Raw genomic sequence first — 25,843 nt, forward strand, 5'->3', positions numbered from 1 at the left:
GATTTGGTCATGCCGACACCGACCACTGTTCAGCTGCTCTGGGGTACTCAGCAGCGGCCCAAGCGCGGGCCCAAGCCCGCCCTTTCGCTGGAAGGGATCGTGGCCGAGGCGATCGCGCTCGTCGACGCCGAAGGGCTGGCGAACCTGTCGATGCAGCGGTTGGCGGACAAGCTCGGCTTCACGAAGATGTCGCTGTATCGGTACGTGCCGGGCAAAGAACAGCTGATGGCGCTGATGCTCGACTCGGCGATGGGCCCACCGCCGGATACCGCTGCGGTGCGGGGTGATTCGGCACATGAAGGCTGGCGTGCCGGGCTGCGGCTGTGGTCCGAGTCGATTGACCAGCGATACCGGGCCCACCCGTGGGCCATCGAACTCACGATCGGTGCGCGCCCGTTCGGCCCCAACGAGATGGGGTGGATGGAGAGCGCGCTGGTCGCGCTCGACGGCACCGGTCTGACCGGCTCGGAGCGACTCGACACCATCGTCTTGGTGCACGGTCACGTCCGCAGCCTGGCTCAGCAGACGCAATCCTTGGGCGACGACCCGGCCGGGCAGTTCGCCGAACAGTTCGCGGAGATGATGGCCGAGGCGGGCGATCGCTATCCCGCCGTGGCCGCCGCCTTCGCCGAGGAGGTCGCCGCGCCCGACGCGGGCGGCTCGAACGATGCCCTGAACTTCGGTATCGAACGCGTTCTGGATGGTTTGGCCGTGCTGATCGGCCGCCGAGCGGGCAATTGAGCCCTTCGCGAGATAGCCGTAACACCGGGTAATGGCTATCGTCGAATCATGGCCCAGGACGTATCACTTCAGCAGGACGCGATCACCACGGTGCGGGAGTTCTTCGCCGCGCTCGAACACGGCCCAGTCTCGGACGCGCTGGACTTACTGCACCCGGACGTGGTCTGGAAGAACACCTCGCTGCCCGATCTCGGCGGCGGTTTGGCGCGCAAGGTGCTGCTCGGCCTGGACCGGGACGCGTTCGGCTTCGCGGTGGCGATGCACCACATCGCCGCCGACGGCAACATCGTGCTCACCGACCGCACCGACATCCTCCGCTTCGGCCCGGTCCGCATCGCGTTCTGGGTGACCGGCACCTTCGAACTGCGCGACGGCCGAATCATCCTGTGGCACGACCACTTCAGCTGGGAGAACTTCCTGCGCGGCACGGCCGTCGGCCTCTTCCGCGCCGCACTGCCGCGCGGCTGACCCCGCCGCGGCGTCGATCCCGAGTCGAGGACTCGGCGATCAGCTGTGCTCGGTCAGGTACTCCAGATAGAACGGCCGCAGCACCTCGGCGATCTCACCGTCACCCGCGTGGATGTAGTCGTCCAGCATCGGCAACACGTACTTGATGTCCGCCTCGCTCTCGCCAAGGTTGCCCGCGGCAGCCTCGGCCGCCGGAATCGAGGTGAGCAACCGCCACAAGAACTTCACGTCCCCATGCCGCACGGCCAGCTTCACCGCGCGATCGTGCAGCTCCTTGGACGACAGCTTCTCCAGTTCCTCATTACCGGCCATGCCAGCGACTCTAACCGGCCCCGCCGACCACCCGCGACAGGCCGGGCCTCTCGACTCGAATATGGCATCGGCCCAACGAAGTTGACCGATTGGCCGATCTGCGTGGCGGCACTCGAATCTGGGGTCGCGGTCGGGTACGCGTGCACCAACATGACCGGAGACAACACCGTGGCCCGGGACCCACGTTGGGTTCCCCGGACCGCGGCGCTACAGGAAGCACTTACCTGAAGTGATGCGGCAATGATGCTGGTCACTTCGCTGGCGGCGCTCCGCGGATCTGCTGGGATCGGCCGGGGGCCAGAAGGTGCCGTGGGGGCGCGGTATTGCCGCTCACCAGCCGGTTTGAACACCGCCGGTGCGGGGTAGCGGAGCGGGCTGGTCTCTGGGTTAACGACAAATTCACGGACACGCCTACCTGTGCGGGAGCGGGGAAGCGTAGTTCGGCGGTAGCGTCGATGGTGCGGGCCGCGGCGGTGTGGCTCGTACGGGAGGTCCTGACCGTGACTGAGTTGATCAGTACGAGGGGGCCGGCACCCGGCCCTCGTGGCATCTGACGGCAACGTCAGGTCCCATCAGGACGGACCGGTCCAGCGAGATCGTTCGTGCGGGTGCCGCGCGGACAAAGAGGAGCCCACCGTGACTGCTTCACGCTCCGTTCCCGCTCCCTCGGCGCAATCCCGTTCCGCGAAAGGCGGAACCGCCGCGAAGGGGGCACACCCCTCGCATTCCCCGGCCGATACTTTTGTCATCGACACTTCGGTCCTTTTGTCCGATCCTTGGGCGTTCACCCGGTTCGGCGAACACGACGTGGTGCTACCGCTGGTCGTCATCAGCGAACTCGAAGGCAAACGGCATCACCATGAACTGGGCTGGTTCGCGCGGGAAGCCCTGCGCAACCTGGACGATCTTCGCCTGCAGCACGGCAGGCTGGATCAGCAGGTGCCGATCGGCACCGAGGGTGGAACGCTGCAGGTGGAACTGAACCACACCGATCCCGCGGTCCTTCCGGTCGGATTCCGCACCGACACCAATGATTCCCGAATCCTGGCCTGTGCACTGAATCTCGCGGCCGAGGGCCGCCAGGTGGTGCTGGTGTCCAAGGACATTCCGCTACGGGTCAAAGCGAGTGCGGTGGGCTTGCAAGCCGACGAATACCACGCACAGGACGTCGTTACTTCCGGCTGGTCCGGAATGGTGGAACTCGACGTCAGCACCGCGCAGATCGACCAGCTCTACTCGGACTCCATCCTCGACATCGATGATGCCCGGGAACTGCCCTGCCACACCGGAATCCGGTTGTTGGGCAGCAGCTCCAGCGCGCTCGGCCGGGTCACGCCGGACAAGCGGGTGCAACTGGTGCGCGAACGCGAGGCGTTCGGCCTGCACGGCCGATCGGCCGAGCAGCGCATCGCGTTGGATCTGCTGCTGGACGAGAGCATCGGCATCGTCTCGCTCGGCGGCCGGGCGGGCACCGGCAAATCCGCGCTCGCGTTGACCGCGGGCCTGGAGGCGGTGCTGGAGCGGCGAACTCAGCGAAAGGTGGTGGTCTTCCGTCCGCTCTACGCGGTCGGCGGCCAGGAGCTCGGCTACCTGCCCGGTAGTGAGAGCGAGAAAATGGGTCCGTGGGCCCAGGCGGTCTTCGACACGCTCGACGGGCTGGCCAGCCGCGAGGTGATGGAGGAGGTGCTCGCCCGGGACATGCTGGAGGTGTTGCCGCTTACCCACATTCGCGGTCGGTCGCTGCACGACTCGTTCGTGATCGTCGACGAGGCCCAGTCGCTGGAACGCAACGTGCTGCTCACGGTGCTCAGCCGGCTCGGCACCGGGTCGCGCGTGGTGCTCACCCACGATGTGGCCCAGCGGGACAACCTGCGCGTCGGCAGGCACGACGGTGTGGCTGCGGTGATCGAGAAGCTCAAGGGTCACCCGTTGTTTGCTCACATCACGCTGACCCGCAGTGAGCGTTCGCCGATCGCGGCGCTCGTGACCGAGATGCTGGAGGAGTACGGCCCCAACGCCTGAGTTGGGTGGTGTGTTTCCGCTCACAGTCGCCGGGTAATATCCCTGCGATAGCTGTTCGGTATGACCCGGCGTGTCCCTGGTGGATTCGCCGGGTCATTGCTGAACATCGGCCTAGGCTGCCAGCGGCGTCACCGAGATGGCGGCGTCTCGTAGCCACTTTCGAGAGGATGGAAATGCACCACTTCGCTCGACGAACGGCTGGATACACTGCTCTGCTTGCCGCAGCAGGCCTGATCGTCGCCGGCTGCAGCAAGGACAACGACAAGAACGACAACAACGCGGCGGCCTCGATCACCACCACCGCGGCCGCGATGCAGCACGGCGAGGAGCACGCCTCGGGTGCCGCGGCGGAGACCAAGATCGCCACACAGCGCGGTGACCTCACGGTCTCCGGTGCGATCTTCGACAAGTACGTGCAGTCCGGCGGTCCGGCCGGCGCGCTGGGCGCTCCGCTGGAGGCGCAGGAGTCCGGCCCCGAGGAGGGCAAGTACCAGGACTTCGTCGGCGGCACGGTGTACAAGGCCAAGGACGGCGAGGCGCACATCGTCTGGGGCGAGATCCGCAAGGCGTGGGAAGACAACGGCGGTGCCATGGGCAAGCTCGGCTACCCGACCAGCGACGAGAAGGACATCGCCGGCGGCAAGGAGAGCGACTTCTCCGGCGGCACCATCACCTGGGTCGACGGCAAGACGACCGTTACCCCGAAGCAGTAGTCGGTGCGGCGTCCGGGACGGCTCAGCCTGTCCCGGACGCCCGTCCAGTCTCATTCCAAAAATCCCCGGATCACGGGCTCAACCGCTAGGTTGTCTAGGTGCAAACTCTCTTGACCGATCGCGAGTTGCTCGAATCCCTCGCGCTGGACGTGGAATCCATTCTGCGCCGTCACATCGACGCCGCCGACGGATGGCAGCCGCACGACTTCGTGCCGTGGGACGACGGCCGCAACTTCGCGTTCCTCAGCGGGACCGATTGGGCGCCGGAGCAGTCCGAGCTCAGCGACGTCGCCAAGACCGCGCTGACCGTCAGCGTGCTGATCGCGGACAACCTGCCCTCGTATCACCGCGAGCTCGGCAAGTACCTCCGCACCGGCGCGTGGTGGCGCTGGGTCGGCCGGTGGACCGCCGAGGAGAACCGCCACGAGATCCTGATCCGCAACTTCCTCATGACGACCAGGGCGGTGGACCCGGTCGCGCTGGAACGCATGCGGATGGACAACATGACCACCGGCTTCCGCCGCCCCGGCATGCACCTGCTCGACGTGCTGGCCGCCTGCGCGTTCGAGGAGCTCGCCGCCGCGATCCGGCATCGCAACACCGCCGCGCTGGGCGAGAGCCCGATGGTCACCGCGATCGCCGAGCGCATCGCGGTCGACGACGAGCTGCAGGCGGTCGTCTTCGCCGAGCTGGTCGAGGCGGGCCTGAACGTGGCGCCCGATCAGGCGATGCGCGCCATCGCCGACCAGGTGGCCGGCTTCGTGGTGCCCTCGGTGACGCTGGCCGACGGGCGCAACAGCGACGACGTGCTCGCCGAGGCCGGGATCTACGATCCGGCCAAGCAGGATGAGCTGGTGTTCAAGCCGCTGTTGCAGCGGTGGAACGTCTTCACCCGGACCGATCTGGGTGCAGCGGGCGAAAAGGCCCGCGAAGAACTCGCGTATCTGCGCTGAATTACTGCCGGTCGGCGCGTGGTTTACCGCGCCGACCGGATTTTCTTTCTTGCGCCGCGACAGTGTGATGAAACACACGCGGCTTTGCTCGCGATTAGCTGAGTACATCCGCAATGTGCGGAAGCAAGAAAGGAAAAGAATCATGATCGCTGCAATTGTTGCCGGCCTCGTCGCACTGGTCGGCGTGGGCGCGTCTGCGTTCCTCGCGGCACTCGGCATCTTTTTGTGATGCCCGGCGCGGGTATGCCGACTTCGGCTGACATACCCGCGCACACGCATGTTCGGGCGTCACGTTGGACCATGAGGGTGTGCAACGTGACGCCCGGCATAGCGTCGAAATTAATTGCTAATCAGCGTCTTTGACCTTCGCCATCGACAACACATCCAACCGCCGGTCGAGTTCTGCCTCGGTGAGCTTTTCATCGAGCAGACCGCGATCGATAACCGTCTGGCGAATTGTCTTCTTCTGCTTCAACGCTTCCTTGGCGACCGCAGCCGCTTCCTCGTAGCCGATTGCCGAATTCAATGGCGTCACAATGGACGGCGACGATTCCGCCAACGTGCGCAGGTGATCGACATTGGCGACCAGACCGCGCACACACCTATCGGCGAACAATCGAGAGACATTGGCCAGCAGGCGAATCGACTCGAGCAGATTGCGCGCCATCACCGGGATATAGACATTCAGTTCGAAGGCGCCGTTCGCGCCGCCGAACGCGACCGCGGCGTCATTACCGATCACCTGTGCCGCGACCTGCGTAACCGCCTCGGGCAGCACCGGATTGACCTTGCCGGGCATGATCGAACTACCGGGCTGCAGATCGGGCAGCTGGAGCTCGCCGAGACCGGTCAGCGGCCCCGAGCCCATCCAGCGGATGTCGTTGGCGATCTTGGTGAGGCTCACCGCGACGGTCCGCACCGCGCCCGACGCCTCGACCAGCCCGTCCCGGGCCGCCTGCGCCTCGAAGTGATCCTCGGCCTCGCGCAAAGCGTCAAGACCGGTCGAGCGGACCAGCTCTGCGACGACCTTTGCGCCGAAGCCATCAGGCGCGTTGAGACCTGTGCCGACGGCGGTGCCGCCGATGGGCAGCTCGCCGAGGCGCGGCAGCGTCGCCATCAGGCGGTCGATGCTCGCGGCGATCTGCCGGGTGTAGCCGCCGAACTCCTGACCGAGCGTCACCGGCACCGCATCCATCAGATGGGTGCGGCCCGACTTGACCACGGTCCGCCACTCGGTCGACTTGTCCAGCAGCGCAAGCCGCAGATGATCCAGCGCGGGCACCAAGTCGGTGATGACCGCCTCGGTGGCGGCCAGATGCACGGCGGTGGGGAAGGTGTCGTTGGACGACTGCGACATGTTCACGTCGTCGTTGGGATGCACCGCGACGCCGTTCGCCTTGGCGATCGAGGCGATCACCTCGTTGGCGTTCATGTTCGAGCTGGTGCCCGAGCCGGTCTGGAACACATCGATCGGGAACTGCGCGTCGTGCTTGCCCTCGGCGATCTCGTTCGCCGCGGCGATGATGGCGTCGGCCTTGGCCGGGTCGAGCAGGCCGAGATCCCGATTCACCTTGGCGCAGGCGGCTTTCAGCAGGCCGAGCGCGCGGATCTGCGCGCGCTCCAGGCCGCGTCCGCTGATCGGGAAGTTCTCCACGGCCCGCTGGGTCTGTGCCCGCCACAGCGCGTCCACCGGAACCCGGACCTCGCCCATAGTGTCGTGCTCGATGCGGTACTGCGTCTCCTCCGTCATGGTTTCGACCCTATGCCGCCCCAACAAGCCGTGGGGCTGCCACGCCTGTAGTGATTCGCACACGCGGGTGGCGGAATAGAAAAGACGCGCAGGCGGAATGCCTGCGCGTCTCTGTCGAGTCGGTGCTGAGATCAGGGCAGCGGCGGTACCGCGTGCTCGTCGCCGATGAAATCGACCGAGGAGTACTCGCGCAGCTTGGTTAGGCGGTGGTAGGCGTCGATCATGCGGACGGTGCCGGACTTGGAGCGCATCACGATGGACTGGGTGGATGCGCCGCCGCCGTAGTAGCGGACGCCGCGGAGTAGGTCGCCGTCGGTTACGCCGGTTGCGCAGAAGAAGACGTTGTCGCCGGCCACCAGGTCCTCGGTGGTGAGCACGCGGTCCAGGTCATGGCCCGCGTCGATCGCCTTCTGCCGCTCGTCGTCGTCGGTGGGGGCGAGCATGCCCTGCAGTTCGCCACCCATACAGCGCATCGCGGCGGCGGCGATGATGCCCTCGGGGGTGCCGCCGACGCCGACCAGGATGTCGGTGCCGGAATCGGGGCGGGCCGCGGCGATGGCGCCCGCGACGTCGCCGTCGGAGATCAGCCGGATGCGCGCGCCCGCGTCCCTGACCTCCTGGATCAGCCCGGCGTGCCGGGGCCGGTCCAGGATGCAGACGGTCAGATCCGACTTCGACAGGCTCTTGGCCTTGGCGACCCGGCGGATGTTCTCGCCGATCGGCACGGAGATATCGATCACGTCGGCGGCGTCCGGGCCCACCGCGATCTTGCTCATGTAGAACACCGCGGACGGGTCGAACATGGCGCCACGCTGGGCGACCGCGAGCACCGCGATGGCGCCGGGCGAACCCTTCGACATCAGCGTGGTGCCGTCGACCGGATCGACCGCGAAGTCGACCTCGGGGCCGGTACCGTCACCGACCAGCTCGCCGTTGAACAGCATCGGCGCTTCGTCCTTCTCGCCCTCGCCGATGACGACGACGCCGCGCATGGACACCGAGTTCACCAGCTGCCGCATCGCGTCGACGGCGGCGCCGTCGCCCCCCTCCTTGTCGCCGCGGCCGACCCACCGGCCAGCGGCCATCGCACCGGCCTCGGTGACGCGGACCAGCTCTAGCGCGAGGTTGCGGTCCGGCGCCTCGCGGCGGCTCGGTGTCGGGGAAGATGCCGTCATTGCGGGGTGCCTCCTGTGCGTTGGTACGTACCGACGCATTGTCTCACTCGAACTGAGACGGGCGTACACCCTGCTCGCCGGGGCGGGGTGCGAGCTCGAGCACCCGAGCCGCGAGTGGATACTGTCTGCGTGTCCCCACAAAAGCCACGCATCATGAACGACTACCGGGATCTGTTCTGGTCGTTGATCCCGCTCGTGTTGATCGCCGTGGTTTTCGCAGGCCTCGCGAGCCAATGCAGCTTTGCCGCAAAGGGTCCGACGCAGGGACAGATTCCGCACTTCGACGTGCAGGCGGCGCTGACGTCGGACGCGCGCAGCCTGCCGTTCCCCATTCGGAACCCGGCCGTCCCCAGTGACTGGACCCCCAACTCCGGCAGCCGCGAGAACATCAGCGGCACCGGCGGCGGACCGATCAGCACTGTCGGCTATATCACTGGTCACGGCTCCTACATGCGCTTCAGCCAGAGCAATGCGACCGAGGAGTCGATGTCGCGCTTCGTCCTCGGCTCCCGCTACGCCAGCGGCACCGAGCAGGTGGGCGACCAGAAGTGGATCGTCTACGCCGAGCCCGGCTCGGAATCGGCCTGGGTCGCCGACCTCGGCCAGTCGCGCGTGCTCATCACCGGTGCGGGACAGCGCGACTCGTTCGTCACGCTGGCCCAGGCGATCACCGCGGCGCAGCCGATCAGCAAGCCCTGATCGTCAGCTGTGGCTGACCACGTTGACGATGGTGCCACTCGGATCGCGGACGAAGAAGCGGCGCACGCCCCACTGCTCGTCGGTCAGCGGATAGACGATGTCGGCGCCCGCGGCGGTCATCGCCGCGTGCACCGCGTCCACGTCATCGACCTCGACACTCATGTTCGGCTGTAGCTTTTCCGCGCCCGGGCCGACGAGCAGCACCTGGGCGGTGGGGTTGGACGGGGAGACCATGGTGACGACCCAGCCGAGATCCATCGCCTCCTCGAAGCCGAGCGACTTGTAGAAGTCGCGGCTGCGCTCGATGTCGGTGGTGCGGATGTCCGGCGTGGCCCGGCGGATCGTCATTTGCCGTCCTCCAGGTCGGTGCGCGACAGTGCGTCCTCGACGCGCTTTCTGGCACCGGCCAGGTGTTCTTCGCAGCGGTTGGCCAGCGCTTCCCCACGCTCCCACAGGGCAAGTGACTCGTCCAGGTCGAGACCGCCCTGCTCGAGCATCTTCACGACATTGACCAGTTCGTCGCGGGCGCGCTCGTAACCGAAGGTGGCGATCTCCGCCAGTTCGGTCTCGGCTTCGGCCAAGGTCAGCTCCTCCTTGTTTCGGTGTCCTCGGTGGGGCGTTGCGCGCCGAGTGCCTTCGTGCCGAGCGCGGCTGCGGAGACGGCGCCGTCGGCGACCCTGATGCGCAGCTGGCTGCCCGCGGGTGCGTCCTCGATCGTGCGCACCACATGCCGCTCGGTGCCCGCGACGCGCTGCACGACAGCGTAGCCACGGGCCAGCGTGGCGGCCGGGCCCACCGCGGTCAGCTTCTCGCGCAGGTGCCTGGTCGCGGTGGCCTCGGTGCGGATGAACTGCTCGGCGGTGCGCCGGGCCGACGCGCGCAGGCGCTCGATTTCCTCACGGCGCCGGTCGATTTCGCGCAGCGGGTCGGCGAGTACGGGACGCGAACGCAGCTGGGTCAGCGCGCGGGTTTCCCGGTCGACCCAGCCGCGCAACGCGGCGGCGGAGCGGGTGCGCATATCGCGCACACCGGCCAATTCCGCGGCCGCGTCGGGGACAACGCGCTTCGCGGCGTCGGTGGGCGTGGCGGCGCGCAGGTCGGCGACCAGATCGCTGAGCGGGTTGTCCGGCTCGTGGCCGATCGCGCTCACGATCGGGGTGGTCGCGGCGACGATGGCGCGGCACAGCGCCTCGTCGGAGAAGGGCAGCAGATCCTCGACGCTGCCGCCGCCGCGGGCGAGCACGATCACCTCGACGGCCGGGTCGCGGTCGAGCTGCGCCAGCGCCTCCAGCATCTGCGACACCGCGGTCGGTCCCTGTACCGCGGTATTGCGGATCTCGAAACGCACTGCGGGCCAACGATTTCTGGCCACGGTCAGCACATCGCGCTCGGCGGCGCTGGCCCGGCCGGTGATCAGGCCGATGGTCTTGGGCAGGAACGGGATCGGCCGCTTGAGCCGCGGATCGAAGAGTCCCTCGGCGGCCAGCAGCGCCTTGAGCCGCTCGATCCTGGCGAGCAGCTCGCCGATGCCGACCGGGCGAATCTCGATGACACGCAAGGACAGGGTGCCCCGGCCGGTGAAGAACGACAGCTTGCCGTAGACCACGACCCGGCTGCCCTCCTGCAACGGGATCGGGGACTTGCGGATCAGATCCGGGTCACAGGTCACCGACAGCGACATGTCCGCGGACGTGTCGCGCAGCACCAGGAATGCGGTGCGGGTGCCCGGCCGCAGATTGATCTGGGTGATCTGACCCTCGACCCAGATGCTGCCGAGCCGATCGATCCACTGCGCGACCTTGATCGCGACGGAGCGGACCGGATACGGCTGCTCGGCGGAATTCGCCGGCGCGGCAGCACTCTGGGCCTGCGGTTGGTCGGAGCGCTCGGGTTGGCCGGGGGTGTCCCGGCCAACCGTCGACGGTGGCGTCCGGGGTTCGGTCACTGGGCCCGCACGGTGGCGATCCGATTCGTCAGCATGGTCACGAACGGTGCCCTGGCCAGGGTCTGCTGCTCGTAGTCGAGCAGCGCGGTGAGGTCTTCGATGGTCAGCATGCGCAGGCGGGCGCGCAGCTGAGCCAAGGTCATATTGGCGTAGTCGTAGCGGGTGGCCACTTCCGGCGCATCGATCGCGGGCGCGGGTTCCTCCGCGCGGACGATCTCCAGCTCTGGTTCCGGTTCCGGCGCAGCGGTTTCCGGGTCGGCGACGAACTCGACCGCGTGGCCGTTGCGCTCGGCCGGGGTTTCCCGGGCGGGGAAGGGCGATTCGGGTTCTTCGGTGGCGTACAGGTCGAAACGGCTGGTGCGCGCCGTCGCGCTGTGCGGGGTTTGCTCGCTGTCGAGGTCCTCGTCGAAGGTGGCCCACTCCGGCTGTTCTTCCGGAGCGTTGCCCAATCGATCGAAAACCGCGTCACCCTTGAGTGCGAGGCTGGTCACGAACTGCTGGACATGCATCGTCGTCTGCAGCATCTGACTGATGGCGGTGATCGGCAAATTCATTGCGGCCGTGGGTAGCCGACGAGTTTCCTCAATGGCGTATACGGCGGCCCCAGCGGCTACCCGGGCCAGGAACGGTGGTCGAAACATGGTCCTAGACTGCCCGAAATGGTGTGCTATGCAAAGGTCGGGGCTCACGGGAGTGATTCTGGCGCATAGAACCGCATGCGCGGAGCGCGCCTCGCCGCCGCGCGGACAGTTCGCGGGCGCGATACCCGGACGGCGCGGGGGCGATGCCCGGACGGCGCGGGGGCGATGCCCGGACGGCGCTGGGCGCAATGCCCGGACGGCGCAGAGTCGGTGCACGCACGTAAGCTGTCGGCATGTCCACGGCCATACCCTTGAACGTCGGAATCGCCCGCTCGTCGGGTGCCGGAACCGCCGATACCGTCGGCGGCAAGCGGGTGCTGCTCGCGGAGCCGCGTGGGTACTGCGCCGGCGTGGACCGAGCGGTGGAAACCGTGGAGAAGACGCTCGAAAAGCACGGTGCGCCGATCTACGTGCGCAAAGAGATCGTGCACAACCGCCACGTCGTGGAAACACTGCGTGAGCAGGGCGTCATCTTCGTCGACGAGACCGACGAGGTGCCCGAGGGTTCGGTGGTCGTGTTCTCCGCGCACGGTGTTTCTCCCGCCGTGCACACCTCCGCCGCCGCGCGCAATCTGCACACCATCGACGCGACCTGCCCGCTGGTCACCAAGGTGCACCAGGAGGCGAAGCGGTTCGCCCGCGATGACTACGACATCCTGCTGATCGGCCACGAGGGCCACGAGGAGGTCGAGGGTACGGCGGGCGAGGCGCCCGACCACGTGCAGCTGGTGGACGGCCCGGCCTCGGTCGACAAGGTCACCGTGCGCGACGAGTCGAAGGTGATTTGGCTCTCACAAACCACGCTCAGCGTCGACGAGACGATGGAGACCGTGCAGCGGCTGCGCGAGCGCTTCCCCGCGCTGCAGGATCCGCCCAGCGACGACATCTGCTACGCCACCCAGAACCGTCAGGTCGCGGTCAAGGCGATGGCGCCCGAATGCGATCTGGTGATCGTCGTCGGCTCGCGCAACTCGTCCAACTCCGTGCGCCTGGTCGAGGTCGCCCTCAACGCCGGCGCCAAGGCCTCCTACCTGGTCGATTACGCCCGTGAGGTGGACCCCGCCTGGCTCACCGACGTCCGCACCATCGGCATCACCTCCGGCGCCTCGGTCCCGGAGATCCTGGTCCGCGGCGTCCTGGACATGCTGGAAGAGCACGGCTACGCCGACGTCCAGCCGGTCACCACCGCCAACGAAACCCTCGTCTTCGCCCTGCCCCGAGAACTCCGCACCACCCGCGCGCGTTAACCCCATCGCGGCCGCCCACCCGCCTCCCGCAGGTCTGATCAGAGCCCGCCGCGCATCCTTCGGCGTCCAGCACGAATCAACCGGCAATTTCGCGCACGCCACGCGACCCGGTACCCGTCGTGCCGTCCACGACGCACCGATGCTGCTCGCCCCGACGCCGCCGCGCACAGCTCGTCATCGCGCGCACGAATCAACTAGCGATTCCGTGCGCGCCACGAGATCCCGCGCGCAGCACACTGGACACGCCAGTTCCGCAGTGTAAAACCGCCCTGGAACTCGACATTCGATGGCTTTCCGGGTGCCTCGGCAACGGTAGCGCGATCGACGAGAGTCATATGGTTGCTGTTGGAGATCAACTCGCGACCATTCGACTCGACTCGATGACGACCTTCGGTGACTACAGGACCGCCGGGTGCTGACTGGGCGGAGTTCGGCGTGTGTGGCTGAGTGCCGCGCACCTTTCGGCATCTTGCGCACGAATCGGCTGGCGATTTCGAGCGCGCGAGGACAGCTTGTGCGCGGGGGCTGCCGGTTACAGGTTTTCCGGTCTGCGGCGGTCGGTGCGGCTTGAATCGCGTTCGCGGTAGCGGACATTGGGCTGGGGGTGTGGGGGTGGCATGTCGCCGCGACGGCGCGGGGGGTTGCCGCGGGGGGGTTCGGTGTCCGCGCGTGGGGCGGCCGCGGCGGGGCGGGCGCCGGTGCGTGGGGCCGGGCGGCCCTCGCGTGGGCGGGCGGAGCCGGCGACTCGCGGCGGGGCGTCGGCCACCGGCGGTGCGGTCCGGCGGGACGGTCGTGGGGTGTCTTCGACAGGGTCCAGATCGTCCGCGTCGTCCTTGGGGCGGCGGGTGCGGCGGCGGGCCGAGTCGGCGAGACCGGCGGTGCCGGCCCGGCCGGTGCGCGGGCGCTTGGTGCCGGGTCGGCCCCAGCTTTCGCCGCGCTTGGACTCGGTCGCGCCGCCCGCGGCCTCGCTGCGGCGCTGCAGCGCGATGCGCGCGCCGCCGATCAGCAGCACCAGCGCGGTGGCCAGGAACATGGTGGGGAACCGCTCGACCAGCGGGACCGCCAGTTTCAGCAGGATCTCGGTGATCGAGCTCATCGCGACGCCGGTCAGCTGCTTATAGGCCAGCGGGACGGCGACGAACAGCAGCAGCGGCGGCAGCACCATGGTGGTGAACAGGCCGCGATAGCGGACGGTAAGTACGGCTGCGACACAACCGACGACGTATAGCGCGGCGAAGGTACCGGTCAGGTCGGTACTGTCGCCGTTCGCATCGATCAAGAAACCCAGAAACGTGCAGGCAACCGCGATCAGGACCGCCGCGCCCACCGGGAGACCCGGGACCGTCGGCAGTATCGAGCGTTGCGGCGCGGGCACCCGGGTTCGCACACGTTGGGAAGCAGCCACATTATGAACACTAACCTTCGACGCCTCGGACGGCGTTATGGCACGGCGGTTGTCCCGGCTAATCGTCGGCGTCGGCGAAGCCCACCGCGCGTGGCCACGAATCAACCCGCTGGATAGCCGGCACCTCCTGTTCCGCAATCTCCAGGTCATGCAGTTTGCGCGCGGTGACCATGACCCGCGATTCCACCGAGGCCACCGTGTAGTTGAAAGCGTCGACGGCCTTGCCGAGTTGCGCGCCGAGCCGGTCCAGATGCCTGCCAGTCATGCCGAGCCGGGCGTACAACTCCTTACCTAATTGTTGAACGGTTGCCATATCGCGAGACAGCGCCTCCTGCCGCCAGCCGAACGCGACCGTGCGCAGCAGCGCGATCAGTGTGGTCGGCGTCGCGAGGATCACGTTCCGGCCGAACGCGTACTCCAGCAACCCCGAGTCCGTGGTCAGCGCGGCGTCCAGGAACGGATCACCGGGCACGAACAGCACCACGAATTCCGGTGCCGGATCGAACGCGGCCCAGTACGCCTTGTCGGCCAGTTGGTCGATATGCCCGCGCAGGTGTTTCGCGTGCCTGGTCAGATGCTCGGCCCGCATGTCGGGATCATCGACCATGCTCGCGTCGAGATAAGCACTGAACGGCACCTTGGCGTCGACCACGATGTGCCTGCCGCCGGACAGATTCACCACCAGGTCGGGGCGGACATTGCCGGTGCGGTCACCGTCACCGTCGCCGCGGGCCGCGCGGGTCACCTGGGTGTCGAAGTCGACATGCCTGGTCATCCCGGCCAGTTCGACCACCCGCTCCAGCTGGATCTCGCCCCACCGCCCGCGCACCTGAGGCGCCCGCAGCGCGGCGACCAGCTGACTGGTCTGGCTGGTGAGCTGCAGTGAGGTGCGCTGCATCCCCGCGACCTGCTCACGCAGGCTCGAATACGCGTTGATCCGATGGTGTTCGACCTGTTGGATGTGCTGGTTCAGCGCGCCGACCGCATCGCGCAGCGGATCGACCATCGCGCCGATCGCATGCGAATGCCTGCGCGCCGCATCCTCGTTCGCCGCGGTGAGCGACTGCCGCAACAGGTGCTCGTTGTCGGTGGCCGCCGCGAGTCTCGCCTCTGCCTGCACGGCCCGCTGCCCGGCGCGCGCGGCATGGCCGAGCCAGCCGAGCCCTACCCCGGCGGCGAACACCAGCATCAGTGCGACGAGCATCGGTGCGGTCATAGCGCCGATAGTGCCGTAACCCACCGACAAGAACGCGCGGGTCGGCAATTACGCAGCGCCGTGTCGGCAAACATGGTGGTCAAGCCGTACATACGCCGCGGCGTGGCCTGGTCGGTCATGACGAGGCAACCGAATTCGTGACCCGCGTCGCTCAGCAGTTATCGATCAGGCCCGACACGGGGTGGTGCGCGGCGCGGTGCGGCGTCGAAATCCGCACTCGCGGTTGGACAATGAGCCGGACAACCGAACGAATGCGGACCGGCCGCACACCATGTGCGTATGTCGCGTGACGCCGAGGGATAGCCGTCGGAGTGTCGTACGAATCACCGCTGACACGCCGCACGAAAGGACGGCTATCCGACACGAGGGCCTCGGCAATTGAATTGTGTCGGTGCGGTGGCCTACGGTTTCGCGGATGCGGATGCTGCACACCTCGGACTGGCACATCGGGCGCACCTTCCACGGCGTCGATCTGCTTGCCGACCAGGCTCGTTCGCTGGCCGCGATCGCCGAGCTGGTGGCCGAGGAGTCGGTCGAGGTGGTGGTGCTGCCCGGTGACGTGTACGACCGGTCCATCCCGAGTGCCGACGCGATCGCGGTGTGTAACCGCGGCTTCGAAGCCATCCGCGCGGCAGGCGCCCGCATCGTCGCCACCTCCGGCAACCACGATTCGCCCGCGCGACTCGGCGCGGGCGCGAGCTTCGCGGCGGCGGGCGGGCTGTATCTGCGCACCACGGTCGCCGAGGCCGACCGACCGGTACTGCTCGACGACGAGCACGGCCCGGTGGCGTTCTACGGCATCCCGTACCTGGAGCCGGATATCACCCGCGCGGAACTCGGTGTGCCGCAGGCGCGTTCGCACGCCGACATCCTCGACGCCGCGATGCGCCGGATCCGCGCCGACATCGCGCAGCGGGACGGCACCCGCACGGTGGTGCTCGCGCACGCCTTCGTCGTCGGCGGCGAGGCGACCGGTTCGGAACGCTCGATCTCGGTCGGCGGCGTGGAGACGGTGCCGATGTCGGCTTTCGACGGCATCGACTATGTCGCCCTCGGCCACCTGCATTCGCCGCAGACGCTGTCGGAGTCCGTGCGCTATTGCGGCTCGCCGCTGCCGTATTCGTTCGCGGAGAGCTCACACCGCAAGGCGGTGTGGCTCATCGAGCTCGACGCCGCCGGACTGCACTCGGTCCAGCGCCGCGACCTGCCCGTGGTGCGCGGGCTGACCAAGCTCACCGGAACCCTCGACGAGCTGCTCGCCGACGAGAGCCACGCGCCTGCCGAGGAGCACTACGTTTCCGCGGTGCTCACCGACTCGGCCCGCCCGGTCGACGCGATGCGCAAGCTGCGCGAACGGTTCCCGCACGCGGTGCACGTCGAGTGGGTGCGGCCGGAGGGCAACCCGGAGCTGCGCTACCGTGAGCGGGTGCACGGCCGTCGCGATACCGAAGTAGCGCAGAGCTTCCTCACCGACGTCCGCGGTGTGCCCAGCGAGGGCGAAATGGCTTGGCTGGAGCGGGCACTCGCCGCCGCCGTCGCGGAACCCGATCACGCGCTGACGGCCGGCTCGGCAGCGGAACTCTCGGCGTGAGGGCGCGCCGAGCGGAGCGCCCCGGGCTGCCGAGCAGCGGTAGGCACACGCCGATGGACGGTGCGGCTGCATGAGGCTGCACAAGCTGGAGATGACCGCCTTCGGCCCGTTCGCCGAAACCACGGTCGTCGACTTCGACGCGCTCGGCGCCGACGGGCTCTTCCTGCTGCACGGACAGACCGGCGCGGGCAAGACCACCGTGCTCGACGCGATCGCCTTCGCGCTCTACGGCCGCGTCCCCGGCGCGCGCGGCGAAAGCAAGCGCCTGCACTCCGATCACGCGCCGGAACAGACTCCGCCGCAGGTGATCCTGGAGGCCACCCTCGGTGGTCGGCGGGTGCGGCTCACCCGCATCCCCGAATTCGAACGCCCGAAGCTGCGCGGCACCGGCATGCGCACCGACCCCGCCAAGGCGACGCTGGCCTGGCTGGACGGGCGCGGCGAAAACCTCTCCCGGATACCCGATATCGGCGACGAGATCATCCGGCTGCTCGGCATGAGCGCCGACCAGTTCTTCCAGGTGGTGCTGCTGCCGCAGGGCGACTTCGCCCGATTCCTGCGGGCGGACAACGAAGATCGCGAGAAGCTGCTCGAAAAGCTCTTCGACACCGAACGATTCGGCAGCGCCGAACAGTGGCTCGCGGACAAGCGCCGCGCCTCCACCGCCGACCTCGACTCCCGCAAGCAAGGCATCGACCGGCTGATCGCGCAGGTCGGCGTCGCGGCCGGGACCGGCGCGGCCGAAACCCTCGGCCCACTGGAGGCCGTCGGCTGGTCACAGGAGCTGCTCGCCACCGCGCGCACCGACCTGACCGTCGCGGCCACGGAAGCCGAACGCTGCCAACAGGACTCGGCCCGCGTGCGCGCGCTCGCCGAGGAGCAACGCCGCCTGCACGAGCTACGCCGCCGCATGTCGGCCGCCCGCAAGCAACTCGACGACTACGCCGCCTCGACGGACCAGCGCACCGCCCTGCAAGCCGAACTCGAATTGGCCCGCCGCGCCGAGCCGGTCGCCGCCGCCATCGATGAGGCCCGCGACGCGGTCATGCAGATGCGCCGCAAAGACACCGAAACCCTCAGCGCCAGTCGCCAATTGGCCGCCCGTCTGCTCGAGCCCGCCGGTGCCGACCTCGGCGGTGTCGAACTGGTTCGGATAGACCGCGCGGACACAGACAGCGTTGATCCAGCGTCAAGTGGCGGAGTAGCGGATAGCGCCGACGCCGAGCAGCCGGGTGTCCAACCGCTGCATGCGAATCGCCTTGGTACCGAGTCGGATCGCGCGAAGACGGCCGGAAATGGAGCGACCCGCGCTACCGAGCGAACTTCCGCCTCACACGCGGACGCTCAGCAGCAGGGTGTCCGACCGCTACGTGCGGATCATTCTGGTGCCGAGCGGAATCGGATGGGGGCGGGGGAAAGGGGGGCTCGCTCCGCCGACCAAGCGGTGATCAGAGACGACGCGGACATCGATGCCGCGATCAGGCGTTGGAGCGCGCAGATCGGCGGACTGGACGAGGTGCGGGCCGACGCGACCGCGGCCACTCGGCTCAACCGGGAGTTGGCGGGGCTGCGCGATGAGGACGCGGCGCTCAACACCCAGGTGACCAAGCTGACCCGGCTGCGTGAACAGCTCCCCGGTTCGCTCGCCACCCTCGAGGTTCGCCTGCGCGAGGCGACGAACGCGGCCGCCACGCTGCCGACCCTGACGGCCGAATGCGAGCGGCTACAGACCGCTGCCGCAGCCGCGGTCGAACTCGCTTCCCGCAAAACAGGTTTGGACCATGCCCGCGTCGAGTTCGAAACCGCCCGTGCCGCGCACAACGACGCCAAGGAGCGCGTCCTCGATCTGCGCGAGCGCAGACTGGCAGGCATGGCCGCCGAACTCGCAGACGGGCTGACCGACGGCCAGCCGTGCACGGTGTGCGGTTCGGCCGATCACCCAGCGCCCGCCCGTCCCACCGCCACCGCCGTGTCCAAGGACGCCGAAGAGGCCGCGATGACGGCCGAGCGCGCCGCCGAGGACGCACGTGACCGCGTGCTGGCCCGAATCACCACCCTGGAACGCGAGATCGAGGCGCTCACCGCCCGCGGCGGCGACGCCGACCGGGTCGAACTGGCCGCCGCCCTGCGCACCGCCACCGACCGATATGAGGACACCGCCGAATTGGCGGCACTGGCCGACGGCCTGACCGCCGAACTCACCCGCCTGCGCACCGACGAGGCCCGCCTGCACGACGAACTCCGCGAATCCGATTCGCGCCGAAGCACTGTCGCCGCGAACGTCGCCACCGCCACTACCCGCCTCGCCGAACTCAACGACCGTCTCCGCGCCGCGGCAGGCAACGACGAGACCATCGAACGCCGCTACGCCCGCCTCACCGCCCTCGTCGCCGACGCCACCACCCTGCGCGACACCCGCGCCGACGCCGCAGCCGCCCGCGAACAGGTGGCCGTCATCGCCGACCGCGTCGAAAACCTCGCCCGCGCCGCAGGTTTCATACCCGAGCTCGAAGCCGGTCGTCAGCGAACCGAGGCAGCGACGGCCGGTGCCGAGGTGGCGCACGCCGCCGCGGGTGCGGCAAACGCTGAATCGAGCGATCCGGCAACGGCGCACGCCGACGGCGCAGCCGCGGCGACCGCTGACAATGCGGTTGCGGCGACTTCTGCCGATGCGACTTCCGTGCACTCCGACGGCGCGGCCGCAGCGACCACCGACAACTCGGTTACGTCGATTGCCGACCATCCGGCCCCGGCCAACGACTCGGTGACGGAACCCACGCCGCGTCCAGCCGGAGTCGAGGCACCCCGGGACGTTGTTGCGAGGCTCACCGCCTATGCGCGCGTGGTCACTGCGGCGAGCCGCACCGCACAACGCCAGGCAGAGATCGAAGCCGAACTCACCAACGCGGACCGCGCCCGCGCACACGCGGAAGCCGTTCTCGCAGAACCGGAAATCCAAGCGGCCGCGTCAACCGAACCCGGCGATCTGGCCGAGCTCGAGTCCGCCGTCGCCGCCGCACAAACACAGCTGAACACCGCCGTCGCCGTGCACGCCGAGGCGACCAGGCGGGTCGGCCTGCTGGAAGACCTGGGCGGCCAACTCTGGGCGGCGGTGGATCGCATCGCCCCGCTGCAACGCAGCCACGACGAACTGGCCGGACTCGCCGAGGTCGTCGCGGGCCGCGGCGAGAACAACCGCCGGATGTCGCTGCGCTCTTACGTTCTCGCGGCCCGCCTGGAGGAAGTGGCCCAGGCCGGTTCGCTTCGCCTGCGCCGAATGTCCGGTGGCCGTTACGAATTCGTGCACTCCGACAAGGCGGGCCCACGCGGTCGCCGCGGTGGTCTCGGCTTGGACATCCGCGACGACTACACCGGCGCCATCCGCCCCGCCAAAACTCTCTCCGGCGGCGAAACCTTCATGGCCTCCCTGTCTTTGGCACTCGGCCTGGCCGACACCGTCGCCGCCGAATCCGGCGGCCTCGTGCTCGACACCCTCTTCATCGACGAGGGCTTCGGCGGCCTCGACGCCGACACCCTCGACGCGGTGATGGGCGTCCTCGACGAGCTCCGCGCGGGCGGCCGCGTGGTCGGTGTCGTCAGCCACGTCGACGAAATGCGCCAGCGCATCCCCAGCCGCCTGCACGTCCGCCGCGGCCGCTCCGGCTCCCACCTCGAGGCCACCGTCGCCTGACCGGCACCTCGAACTCGCCGCGCGGGCACGCTGTCTCGAGCGCGCCTGCCGTGCGAACCCGGTCGCCGCGCCCGCGATCACGCCTCGTGATCGAGCAACCAGCGCTTGATCGGCAGACCCCAGCGGAAGCCGCCCAGCGCCCCGCCGATGCGGTAAATGCGGTGGCACGGCACGAACAGCGCCGCCGCATTGCGCGCGCACGCGTTGGCCGCGGCCCGGGTGGCGTCGGGACGACCGGAGATGGCGGCGTACTCGGTATAGGTGATCGGTGCGCCCGCCGGCACCTTGCGCAGGACTTCCCAGGCGTGCATGAGGAATTCGCCGGACTGCTGACGGACCGGGACGTCATCGATCGCGGTGAGCTCACCGTCGTGGTAGGCGGTGATGATCCGGGTGAGCTCACCGAGCGAATCCCGTTGCCGCAGTTCGGCCGGACGCAACGTCGAGTGGATCACGGGGTGCAGGTCGTGCACGTCGGCGGTCCAACCGGCGGCCAGCACGGCCCCGTCGGCGTCGACCACCGCGGTGAACGGTCCGATCGGCGTCTCGACGGTCGCGAAATCCGCAGTGGTGGTACCGATCCGGCGCTTGGTCGGGCGAACAACGGTCGTGGCGTTCATGCTTCGGCGCTCGCTTTCGGTGCGACGGACTTGGTTTTGGCTCGAGCGGCGCGATCGGTCAGCGCCGCCTTCCACAGGTGCATGGACAGATAGGAGCGCCACGGCGCCCAGCGCGCGGTATCGGAGAGGTCGATGCCGAGCACCGCGGCACCCTGCCGGACCACCAGATCGGTGTTCAGCAGCACGTCCGGGTCGGCGAGTAGGCGCATCGTCACGTAGTCGGCTGTCCACGGGCCGACCCCGTCCAGGGCGAGCAGGTCGCGACGCAGGTCAGCGGCGGTACGGCCTTGATGCAACGCCAGTTCGCCACTGGCCAATGCCTCGGCCGCGCCGATGATCGAGCGAATCCGCCGCGTTGGACCGGTGAGCACCTCGGCACCGCGCTCGGCGATCACCGCCGGGGTGGGGAACAGCAGGGGGATCGGCCCGTCGACTCGATCACCGAGCGCATCGACCAGCCGCGCGGTGTGCGTCGCCGCCGCCGACACCGAGATCTGCTGTCCGATCATGGTGCGCAGCAACAGTTCCGGGCCGTCCAGGCAGCCGGGCACCCTAATGCCGGGGGAGAAGACCGGCTGTCGCCCGTCGCAGGGGTCGAGCTCAGCGTCCGGCGGTGAACCGGCGCCCGCGTCCGGCAGCCGGGTGGTGTCCGGATCGGTCAGTTCCGGTGTCGAAATCCCCTGTCCTGGAGTAACACCCAGCGCCTCGTCGATGCCGATCGGGTCGGCGTCCAGGTCGAGCAGGTGCCGCAGTCGCGCCACTGTCGGCGCCAGGTCGCGCATGTCGTGCAGGGCCAGTTCGGCCCGCACGTGGTCGCGCTGGAAGCTGAGCCTGGTCGTCGCGTGGCCGTGTGGCGTGCGCAGATTCCGGGTGTAGGCGCGGTTCTCCCACAGCTCCATGCCGGGTGCCACGTGCGAGGAGAGGAACCATTCCAGCCAGGCTCGATCCAGCGGCTCGCGGTAGGGCAGCCGCAGGCTCAGCGTGCCGTTGACGGCGGGCACCTGGCGTGCGTTCGAGATGGACTTCGCGCGGTTCGCCTCGGTCCGCATGGTGGTCGGGCTGACCGCGAACACCTCGCGCACCGTGTCGTTGAACTGGCGGATGCTGGCGAACCCGGCCGCGAAAGCGATGTCCGACATGGGCATTGCCGTCGTCTGGATCAATAGTCGGGCGGTATGCGCCCGGTGCGCGCGGGCCAGCGCCAGCGGCCCCGCACCGAGTTCGGTGGTGAGCACGCGGGTCAGCTGCCGCTGCGAATAGCCGAGTGTGGCGGCCAGCGCGGGGACGCCGCCGCGCTCGATCACGCCGTCGCCGATCAGCCGCATCGCACGCGCGGCCAGGTCGGCGCGGGTGTTCCAGAGCGGCGAGCCGGGGGCCGCGTCCGGCAGGCACCGGCGGCAGGCGCGATAGCCCGCCTGCTGTGCCGCCGCCGCGGTCGGCAGGAACGACACGTTGACCCGTTTCGGCGTGATCGCCGGACACGAAGGGCGACAATAGATTCCGGTGGTACGCACCGCGGTGAAGAACTGCCCGTCGAAGCGGGAATCCCTGGTCGACACCGCCCGGTAGCACCGCTCGAAATCCAACGCCGTGATCGTCACGCCAACCACAATGTCAGCTGCGGCGATCCGCCGCTAGCGGAAATCTGCCATGACCCCTGGTTCGCGCCACTTGGAATCGCGAACGCGCAGATCAGCCCCTACCTCGGCGAGCGGAGCGGCGCCCTCATCGCGTCGCTCCGCCGTGCCTCAGCAGCAGCGATTTGCCGGGTTGTTGTCCGCGTCCGCGTGCCGGGTCCGCCAGTACTCGCGTTCCGTCGGCACCGCGCAGCCGGGATGGTTGCGCGCGAGATGGTCGACGTAGCGCCGATAGTCCTGCCCGCCGAGGATCGAGTTGAACCACCAAATCGCTGCCGCGCAACCACTTCGAGCGGCACGCAGGCCCCGCACGGCAGCCGATCGACTGCCGTGCGGGGCGACGTGCACGGTCATTGCGTCGCCTTCACCTGCGCGGCGCCCGGCGCTCGGACCTTCCCGGCGGCGATCAGGGCGTCCCATTCCCGTTGCACCTCCTTCTCCTCGGCGGTCGCGAGGAAGGACTTCGGGGCGAAGATCTTCGACGGCTCGTCCGGCGATTCGCTGTCCGGTCCGCCGCCTGCCCGCCAAGCCCGCACGCAGACGATCAAGCCGACGATCGCCACGATCAGCACCAGCACCGCGAAGATGATCGACAGGCTGCCCTGGATAAAGGTGTTGCGCACGACCTTGTCCATATCGGCGGCGGTTTTGGCGGGCGCCAAGATCTTCCCCGCGTCGACCGCGGCGACATAGTTACTGTGCTGCTTCCAGTAGCCGATGTTCGGATCGGCCGAGAAGATCTTCTGCCAGGACGCCGTCATCGTCACCGTCAGATCCCAGATCAGCGGGATCGCCGGAATCCAGGCCCACTTGACCAGGCCCTTCTTGATCACGATGGTCAGCACCACGGTGAGCGCGATCGCGGCGAGCAACTGGTTGGAGATGCCGAACAGCGGATACAGCGTGTAGATGCCGCCGAGCGGATCGGTGACACCCATCAGCAGCACCGAGCCCCACGCCGCGACCACGATCGCAGAGCAGAGCCAGGCACCGGGCCGCCAGGACGGATCCTTGAACTTCTTGGCCGGGCCGCCGAGGTTGCCCAGCGAGTCCGACAGCATGAAGCGTGCGACGCGGGTACCGGCGTCGATCGTGGTGAGGATGAACAGCGCCTCGAACATGATCGCGAAGTGGTACCAGAACGACTTGAGCCCGGTGCCGCCGAGGAACCGGTGCAGCACCTCGGACATGCCGACGGCGAGCGTCGGCGCGCCACCGGTCCGGGAAACGATGCTGGTCTCGCCGACGTCTTTGGCAGCCTGGGTCAGCTCTGCGGGGCTGATCGGATTCCCGCTCAGGCCAAGGCTATTGGTGTAGGCCGCCGCCTTCTCCGCGGTGCCACCGGTCAGGCCCGCGCTCGCGTTCATCGCGAAGTACAGGTGCTGGTCGATGATGCTCGCGGTGATGATCGCCATGACGGCGACGAACGACTCCATCAGCATGCCCGCATAGCCGATCATCCTGGCCTGCGACTGCTTCTCCAGCAGCTTCGGCGTGGTGCCCGAGGAGACCAGCGAGTGGAATCCGGACAGCGCGCCGCAGGCGATGGTGATGAACAGGAACGGGAACAGGCTGCCCGCGAACGCCGGGCCCTTGCCGGAACTGGCGAAGTCGGAGACGGCGGGTGCCTTCAGCACCGGCATGGTGATCAGGACACCGACCGCCAGCAGGACGATGGTGCCGATCTTCATGAAGGTGGACAGGTAGTCGCGCGGCGCGAGCAGCAGCCACACCGGCAGCACCGAGGCGATGAAGCCGTAGCCGATGAGGAACCACGCGATGGTGGTGCCCGACAGCGTGAACAGGTCCTGGCCCCAACCGGATCCGGCGACCCAGTTGCCGGAGATGATGGCGAGCAGCAGCAGCGCGAACCCGATGATGGAGACCTCGCCGACCTTGCCCGGCCGGAAGAAGCGCAGGTAAACGCCCATGAACAAGGCGATCGGGATGGTCATCGAGATGGAGAACACGCCCCACGGGCTGCCGCCCTGCAACGTGCCGTCCTTGCCCGGCGTCGCGGCCAGCGCGTTCACCACGACGATGCCGAGCACCGCGAGCAGGATCATCATGATCACCAGCACCGCGATGATCGCGGCGACGCCGCCGACCGCGCCGAGCTCGTCGCGGGCCATCTGCCCGAGGCTGCGGCCGCGGCGGCGGGTCGAGGCCCACAGCACCAGGTAGTCCTGCACCGCACCGGCGAAGACGACGCCGATCACGATCCAGATGGTGCCGGGCAGATAGCCCATCTGGGCGGCGAGGACGGGACCGACCAGCGGCCCCGCGCCGGCGATGGCGGCGAAGTGGTGCCCGAACAGCACCCGCCGGTCCATCGGCATGTAGTCCTTGCCGTTTTCCAGGATCTCGGCGGGCGTGGCCTGGTCGTCGCGCGGTTTGACGATCTTGTATTCGATGAGCCTGGAATAGAACTGGTAGGCCAGCACGTAGGTGGCCACGGCCGCGACCACGATCCATACCGCGTTGACCGACTCGCCGCGGGAGATGGCCAGGACGGCCCAGGCGATCGCACCCACCACGGCGATCGCGGCGAAAATGCCCTTCTTGACTGGGGTGATAGGCGAACGGTCCACGACACCCACGGGAGGTAGGTCGGGATCTGTCCGGAGGTATTCGATGGTCGCCATGCGAACTACTCTCCCGTGAAATCGAGCTTGCTGAAACGATGTCAACGTAGCTGAACCGAGGCGCGCATGAGCCGGACTTAGTGAAGTCTGAACATTGCGATACGAATCGAGATCGCCGCGAGGACTCGTGCTGTGTCTTCCTACGAGCGGGGCTCGATCCGTCTGCGCGCACGGGTAGGGGTGGCCCGCGGGGCGTCAGCCGGCCGGTCGGCCGTTGTTCACGGTCGCCGGTGTTCGCCGGTTCGAGTGGGCGTGTTCCCCTCGCCCGGCGATGTTGCCATCCGTATGCTGCCATGCTGGCTCGGGCATGCGCCGATCGGTCCTACACATCGCCGTTTCTCATCCCGGGGTTCGCGTATCCATCCGCAGGCC

The 25,843-nt window shown here is 68.3% G+C and carries 22 protein-coding genes; 9 read left to right on the forward strand and 13 right to left on the reverse strand.

Annotation, left to right across the window (positions count from 1 at the left end):
• Window positions 1–9: 9 nt before the first annotated feature.
• Both ACFWF1_RS19940 and ACFWF1_RS19945 read left to right on the forward strand, forming a co-directional pair.
• Window positions 10–741, forward strand: a complete 732-nt coding sequence (locus ACFWF1_RS19940; RefSeq protein ID WP_379280848.1) for a TetR/AcrR family transcriptional regulator — start codon at window positions 10–12, stop codon at window positions 739–741.
• Between the two features lie 48 nt (window positions 742–789).
• Entirely contained in the window at window positions 790–1,209 is a 420-nt protein-coding gene (locus ACFWF1_RS19945) for a limonene-1,2-epoxide hydrolase family protein (protein WP_379280847.1), read from the forward strand.
• Between the two features lie 39 nt (window positions 1,210–1,248).
• Here ACFWF1_RS19945 and ACFWF1_RS19950 read toward each other — a convergent pair whose 3' ends face one another.
• Window positions 1,249–1,521, reverse strand: a complete 273-nt coding sequence (locus ACFWF1_RS19950) for a hypothetical protein (RefSeq protein WP_379280846.1) — start codon at window positions 1,519–1,521, stop codon at window positions 1,249–1,251.
• A 636-nt stretch (window positions 1,522–2,157) separates the two neighbouring features.
• Here ACFWF1_RS19950 and ACFWF1_RS19955 point away from each other — a divergent pair.
• From ACFWF1_RS19955 to ACFWF1_RS19965, 3 genes are all read left to right on the forward strand, one after another.
• A complete protein-coding gene (locus ACFWF1_RS19955) occupies window positions 2,158–3,543 on the forward strand; it encodes a PhoH family protein (protein ID WP_379280845.1) in 1,386 nt (461 codons plus the stop codon).
• Window positions 3,544–3,710: 167 nt separating this feature from the next.
• Window positions 3,711–4,256: an LGFP repeat-containing protein gene (locus tag ACFWF1_RS19960; protein WP_379280844.1), complete on the forward strand. Its 546-nt coding sequence runs from the start codon at window positions 3,711–3,713 to the stop codon at window positions 4,254–4,256.
• A gap of 98 nt (window positions 4,257–4,354) precedes the next feature.
• Window positions 4,355–5,209, forward strand: a complete 855-nt coding sequence (locus ACFWF1_RS19965; protein WP_379280843.1) for an acyl-ACP desaturase — start codon at window positions 4,355–4,357, stop codon at window positions 5,207–5,209.
• A gap of 346 nt (window positions 5,210–5,555) precedes the next feature.
• On the opposite strand, the gene ACFWF1_RS19970 is transcribed toward ACFWF1_RS19965, so the two are convergent.
• Window positions 5,556–6,959 carry a class II fumarate hydratase gene (locus ACFWF1_RS19970; RefSeq protein ID WP_379280842.1) on the reverse strand — a complete coding sequence of 468 codons (1,404 nt, stop codon included), beginning with the start codon at window positions 6,957–6,959 and terminating at the stop codon, window positions 5,556–5,558.
• Between the two features lie 131 nt (window positions 6,960–7,090).
• Window positions 7,091–8,173 carry a class II fructose-bisphosphatase gene (gene glpX / locus ACFWF1_RS19975; protein ID WP_379280841.1) on the reverse strand — a complete coding sequence of 361 codons (1,083 nt, stop codon included), beginning with the start codon at window positions 8,171–8,173 and terminating at the stop codon, window positions 7,091–7,093.
• Between the two features lie 90 nt (window positions 8,174–8,263).
• Here glpX and ACFWF1_RS19980 point away from each other — a divergent pair, with 90 nt between their 5' ends.
• Window positions 8,264–8,833 carry a DUF4245 domain-containing protein gene (locus ACFWF1_RS19980; protein ID WP_379280840.1) on the forward strand — a complete coding sequence of 190 codons (570 nt, stop codon included), beginning with the start codon at window positions 8,264–8,266 and terminating at the stop codon, window positions 8,831–8,833.
• A gap of 3 nt (window positions 8,834–8,836) precedes the next feature.
• On the opposite strand, the gene ACFWF1_RS19985 is transcribed toward ACFWF1_RS19980, so the two are convergent.
• From ACFWF1_RS19985 to ACFWF1_RS20000, 4 genes are read right to left on the reverse strand one after another with little or no spacing between them, the layout of a single operon-like run.
• Window positions 8,837–9,181, reverse strand: coding sequence for a VOC family protein (locus ACFWF1_RS19985; protein ID WP_379280839.1), 345 nt, complete (start codon window positions 9,179–9,181; stop codon window positions 8,837–8,839).
• A complete protein-coding gene (locus ACFWF1_RS19990) occupies window positions 9,178–9,414 on the reverse strand; it encodes an exodeoxyribonuclease VII small subunit (RefSeq protein ID WP_379280838.1) in 237 nt (78 codons plus the stop codon). The genes ACFWF1_RS19985 and ACFWF1_RS19990 overlap by 4 nt, the downstream gene beginning before the upstream one ends.
• A 2-nt stretch (window positions 9,415–9,416) precedes the next feature.
• Window positions 9,417–10,778 carry an exodeoxyribonuclease VII large subunit gene (gene xseA, locus ACFWF1_RS19995; RefSeq protein WP_379280837.1) on the reverse strand — a complete coding sequence of 454 codons (1,362 nt, stop codon included), beginning with the start codon at window positions 10,776–10,778 and terminating at the stop codon, window positions 9,417–9,419.
• Window positions 10,775–11,419 carry a lipid droplet-associated protein gene (locus ACFWF1_RS20000; protein WP_379280836.1) on the reverse strand — a complete coding sequence of 215 codons (645 nt, stop codon included), beginning with the start codon at window positions 11,417–11,419 and terminating at the stop codon, window positions 10,775–10,777. Before ACFWF1_RS20000 ends, xseA begins: the two co-directional genes overlap by 4 nt.
• A 233-nt stretch (window positions 11,420–11,652) precedes the next feature.
• Between ACFWF1_RS20000 and ACFWF1_RS20005 the strand changes: the two genes are divergently transcribed.
• On the forward strand, window positions 11,653–12,666 hold the full coding sequence (locus ACFWF1_RS20005; protein ID WP_379280835.1) for a 4-hydroxy-3-methylbut-2-enyl diphosphate reductase: 1,014 nt from the start codon (window positions 11,653–11,655) through the stop codon (window positions 12,664–12,666).
• Between the two features lie 532 nt (window positions 12,667–13,198).
• On the opposite strand, the gene ACFWF1_RS20010 is transcribed toward ACFWF1_RS20005, so the two are convergent.
• The gene (locus tag ACFWF1_RS20010) at window positions 13,199–14,071 is read right to left on the reverse strand and encodes a DUF6542 domain-containing protein (protein WP_379280834.1); all 873 of its coding nucleotides are present in this window, start codon (window positions 14,069–14,071) and stop codon (window positions 13,199–13,201) included.
• 58 nt (window positions 14,072–14,129) lie between these two features.
• On the reverse strand, window positions 14,130–15,287 hold the full coding sequence (locus ACFWF1_RS20015; protein ID WP_379280833.1) for a DNA recombination protein RmuC: 1,158 nt from the start codon (window positions 15,285–15,287) through the stop codon (window positions 14,130–14,132).
• A gap of 415 nt (window positions 15,288–15,702) precedes the next feature.
• Here ACFWF1_RS20015 and ACFWF1_RS20020 point away from each other — a divergent pair, with 415 nt between their 5' ends.
• Both ACFWF1_RS20020 and ACFWF1_RS20025 read left to right on the forward strand, forming a co-directional pair.
• On the forward strand, window positions 15,703–16,878 hold the full coding sequence (locus ACFWF1_RS20020; RefSeq protein WP_379280832.1) for an exonuclease SbcCD subunit D: 1,176 nt from the start codon (window positions 15,703–15,705) through the stop codon (window positions 16,876–16,878).
• Window positions 16,879–16,948: 70 nt separating this feature from the next.
• Window positions 16,949–20,569 (forward strand): AAA family ATPase, encoded by a 3,621-nt coding sequence (locus ACFWF1_RS20025; protein ID WP_379280831.1) that lies wholly within the window; start codon window positions 16,949–16,951, stop codon window positions 20,567–20,569.
• Between the two features lie 77 nt (window positions 20,570–20,646).
• On the opposite strand, the gene ACFWF1_RS20030 is transcribed toward ACFWF1_RS20025, so the two are convergent.
• The 4 genes from ACFWF1_RS20030 to ACFWF1_RS20045 form a co-directional block, all read right to left on the reverse strand.
• Complete coding sequence (locus ACFWF1_RS20030) at window positions 20,647–21,189, reverse strand: methylated-DNA--[protein]-cysteine S-methyltransferase (RefSeq protein WP_379280830.1); 543 nt, start codon at window positions 21,187–21,189, stop codon at window positions 20,647–20,649.
• Window positions 21,186–22,790: a DNA-3-methyladenine glycosylase 2 family protein gene (locus ACFWF1_RS20035; protein WP_379280829.1), complete on the reverse strand. Its 1,605-nt coding sequence runs from the start codon at window positions 22,788–22,790 to the stop codon at window positions 21,186–21,188. Before ACFWF1_RS20035 ends, ACFWF1_RS20030 begins: the two co-directional genes overlap by 4 nt.
• A gap of 147 nt (window positions 22,791–22,937) precedes the next feature.
• Window positions 22,938–23,180, reverse strand: a complete 243-nt coding sequence (locus tag ACFWF1_RS20040) for a YbdD/YjiX family protein (protein WP_379280828.1) — start codon at window positions 23,178–23,180, stop codon at window positions 22,938–22,940.
• Window positions 23,177–25,471, reverse strand: coding sequence for a carbon starvation CstA family protein (locus ACFWF1_RS20045; protein ID WP_379280827.1), 2,295 nt, complete (start codon window positions 25,469–25,471; stop codon window positions 23,177–23,179). Before ACFWF1_RS20045 ends, ACFWF1_RS20040 begins: the two co-directional genes overlap by 4 nt.
• Window positions 25,472–25,843: the final 372 nt, after the last annotated feature.

The sequence above is a fragment of the Nocardia sp. NPDC060255 genome (assembly GCF_042727395.1).
Lineage (GTDB): Bacteria > Actinomycetota > Actinomycetes > Mycobacteriales > Mycobacteriaceae > Nocardia.

Excerpts from the sequence above, each read along its gene's own strand:
- ACFWF1_RS19945 (WP_379280847.1), top strand. The coding sequence starts at position 790 with ATGGCCCAGGACGTATCACTTCAGCAGGACGCGATCACCACGGTGCGG.
- glpX (WP_379280841.1), bottom strand. The coding sequence starts at position 8,173 with ATGCGTCGGTACGTACCAACGCACAGGAGGCACCCCGCAATGACGGCA.
- ACFWF1_RS20030 (WP_379280830.1), bottom strand. The coding sequence starts at position 21,189 with ATGAACGCCACGACCGTTGTTCGCCCGACCAAGCGCCGGATCGGTACC.
- ACFWF1_RS20020 (WP_379280832.1), top strand. The coding sequence starts at position 15,703 with ATGCGGATGCTGCACACCTCGGACTGGCACATCGGGCGCACCTTCCAC.
- ACFWF1_RS19960 (WP_379280844.1), top strand. The coding sequence starts at position 3,711 with ATGGAAATGCACCACTTCGCTCGACGAACGGCTGGATACACTGCTCTG.
- ACFWF1_RS20015 (WP_379280833.1), bottom strand. The coding sequence starts at position 15,287 with ATGACCGCACCGATGCTCGTCGCACTGATGCTGGTGTTCGCCGCCGGG.
- ACFWF1_RS20025 (WP_379280831.1), top strand. The coding sequence starts at position 16,949 with ATGAGGCTGCACAAGCTGGAGATGACCGCCTTCGGCCCGTTCGCCGAA.
- ACFWF1_RS19985 (WP_379280839.1), bottom strand. The coding sequence starts at position 9,181 with ATGACGATCCGCCGGGCCACGCCGGACATCCGCACCACCGACATCGAG.
- ACFWF1_RS19940 (WP_379280848.1), top strand. The coding sequence starts at position 10 with ATGCCGACACCGACCACTGTTCAGCTGCTCTGGGGTACTCAGCAGCGG.
- ACFWF1_RS20000 (WP_379280836.1), bottom strand. The coding sequence starts at position 11,419 with ATGTTTCGACCACCGTTCCTGGCCCGGGTAGCCGCTGGGGCCGCCGTA.
- ACFWF1_RS20045 (WP_379280827.1), bottom strand. The coding sequence starts at position 25,471 with ATGGCGACCATCGAATACCTCCGGACAGATCCCGACCTACCTCCCGTG.
- ACFWF1_RS20005 (WP_379280835.1), top strand. The coding sequence starts at position 11,653 with ATGTCCACGGCCATACCCTTGAACGTCGGAATCGCCCGCTCGTCGGGT.
- ACFWF1_RS19950 (WP_379280846.1), bottom strand. The coding sequence starts at position 1,521 with ATGGCCGGTAATGAGGAACTGGAGAAGCTGTCGTCCAAGGAGCTGCAC.
- ACFWF1_RS19970 (WP_379280842.1), bottom strand. The coding sequence starts at position 6,959 with ATGACGGAGGAGACGCAGTACCGCATCGAGCACGACACTATGGGCGAG.
- ACFWF1_RS20040 (WP_379280828.1), bottom strand. The coding sequence starts at position 23,180 with ATGACCGTGCACGTCGCCCCGCACGGCAGTCGATCGGCTGCCGTGCGG.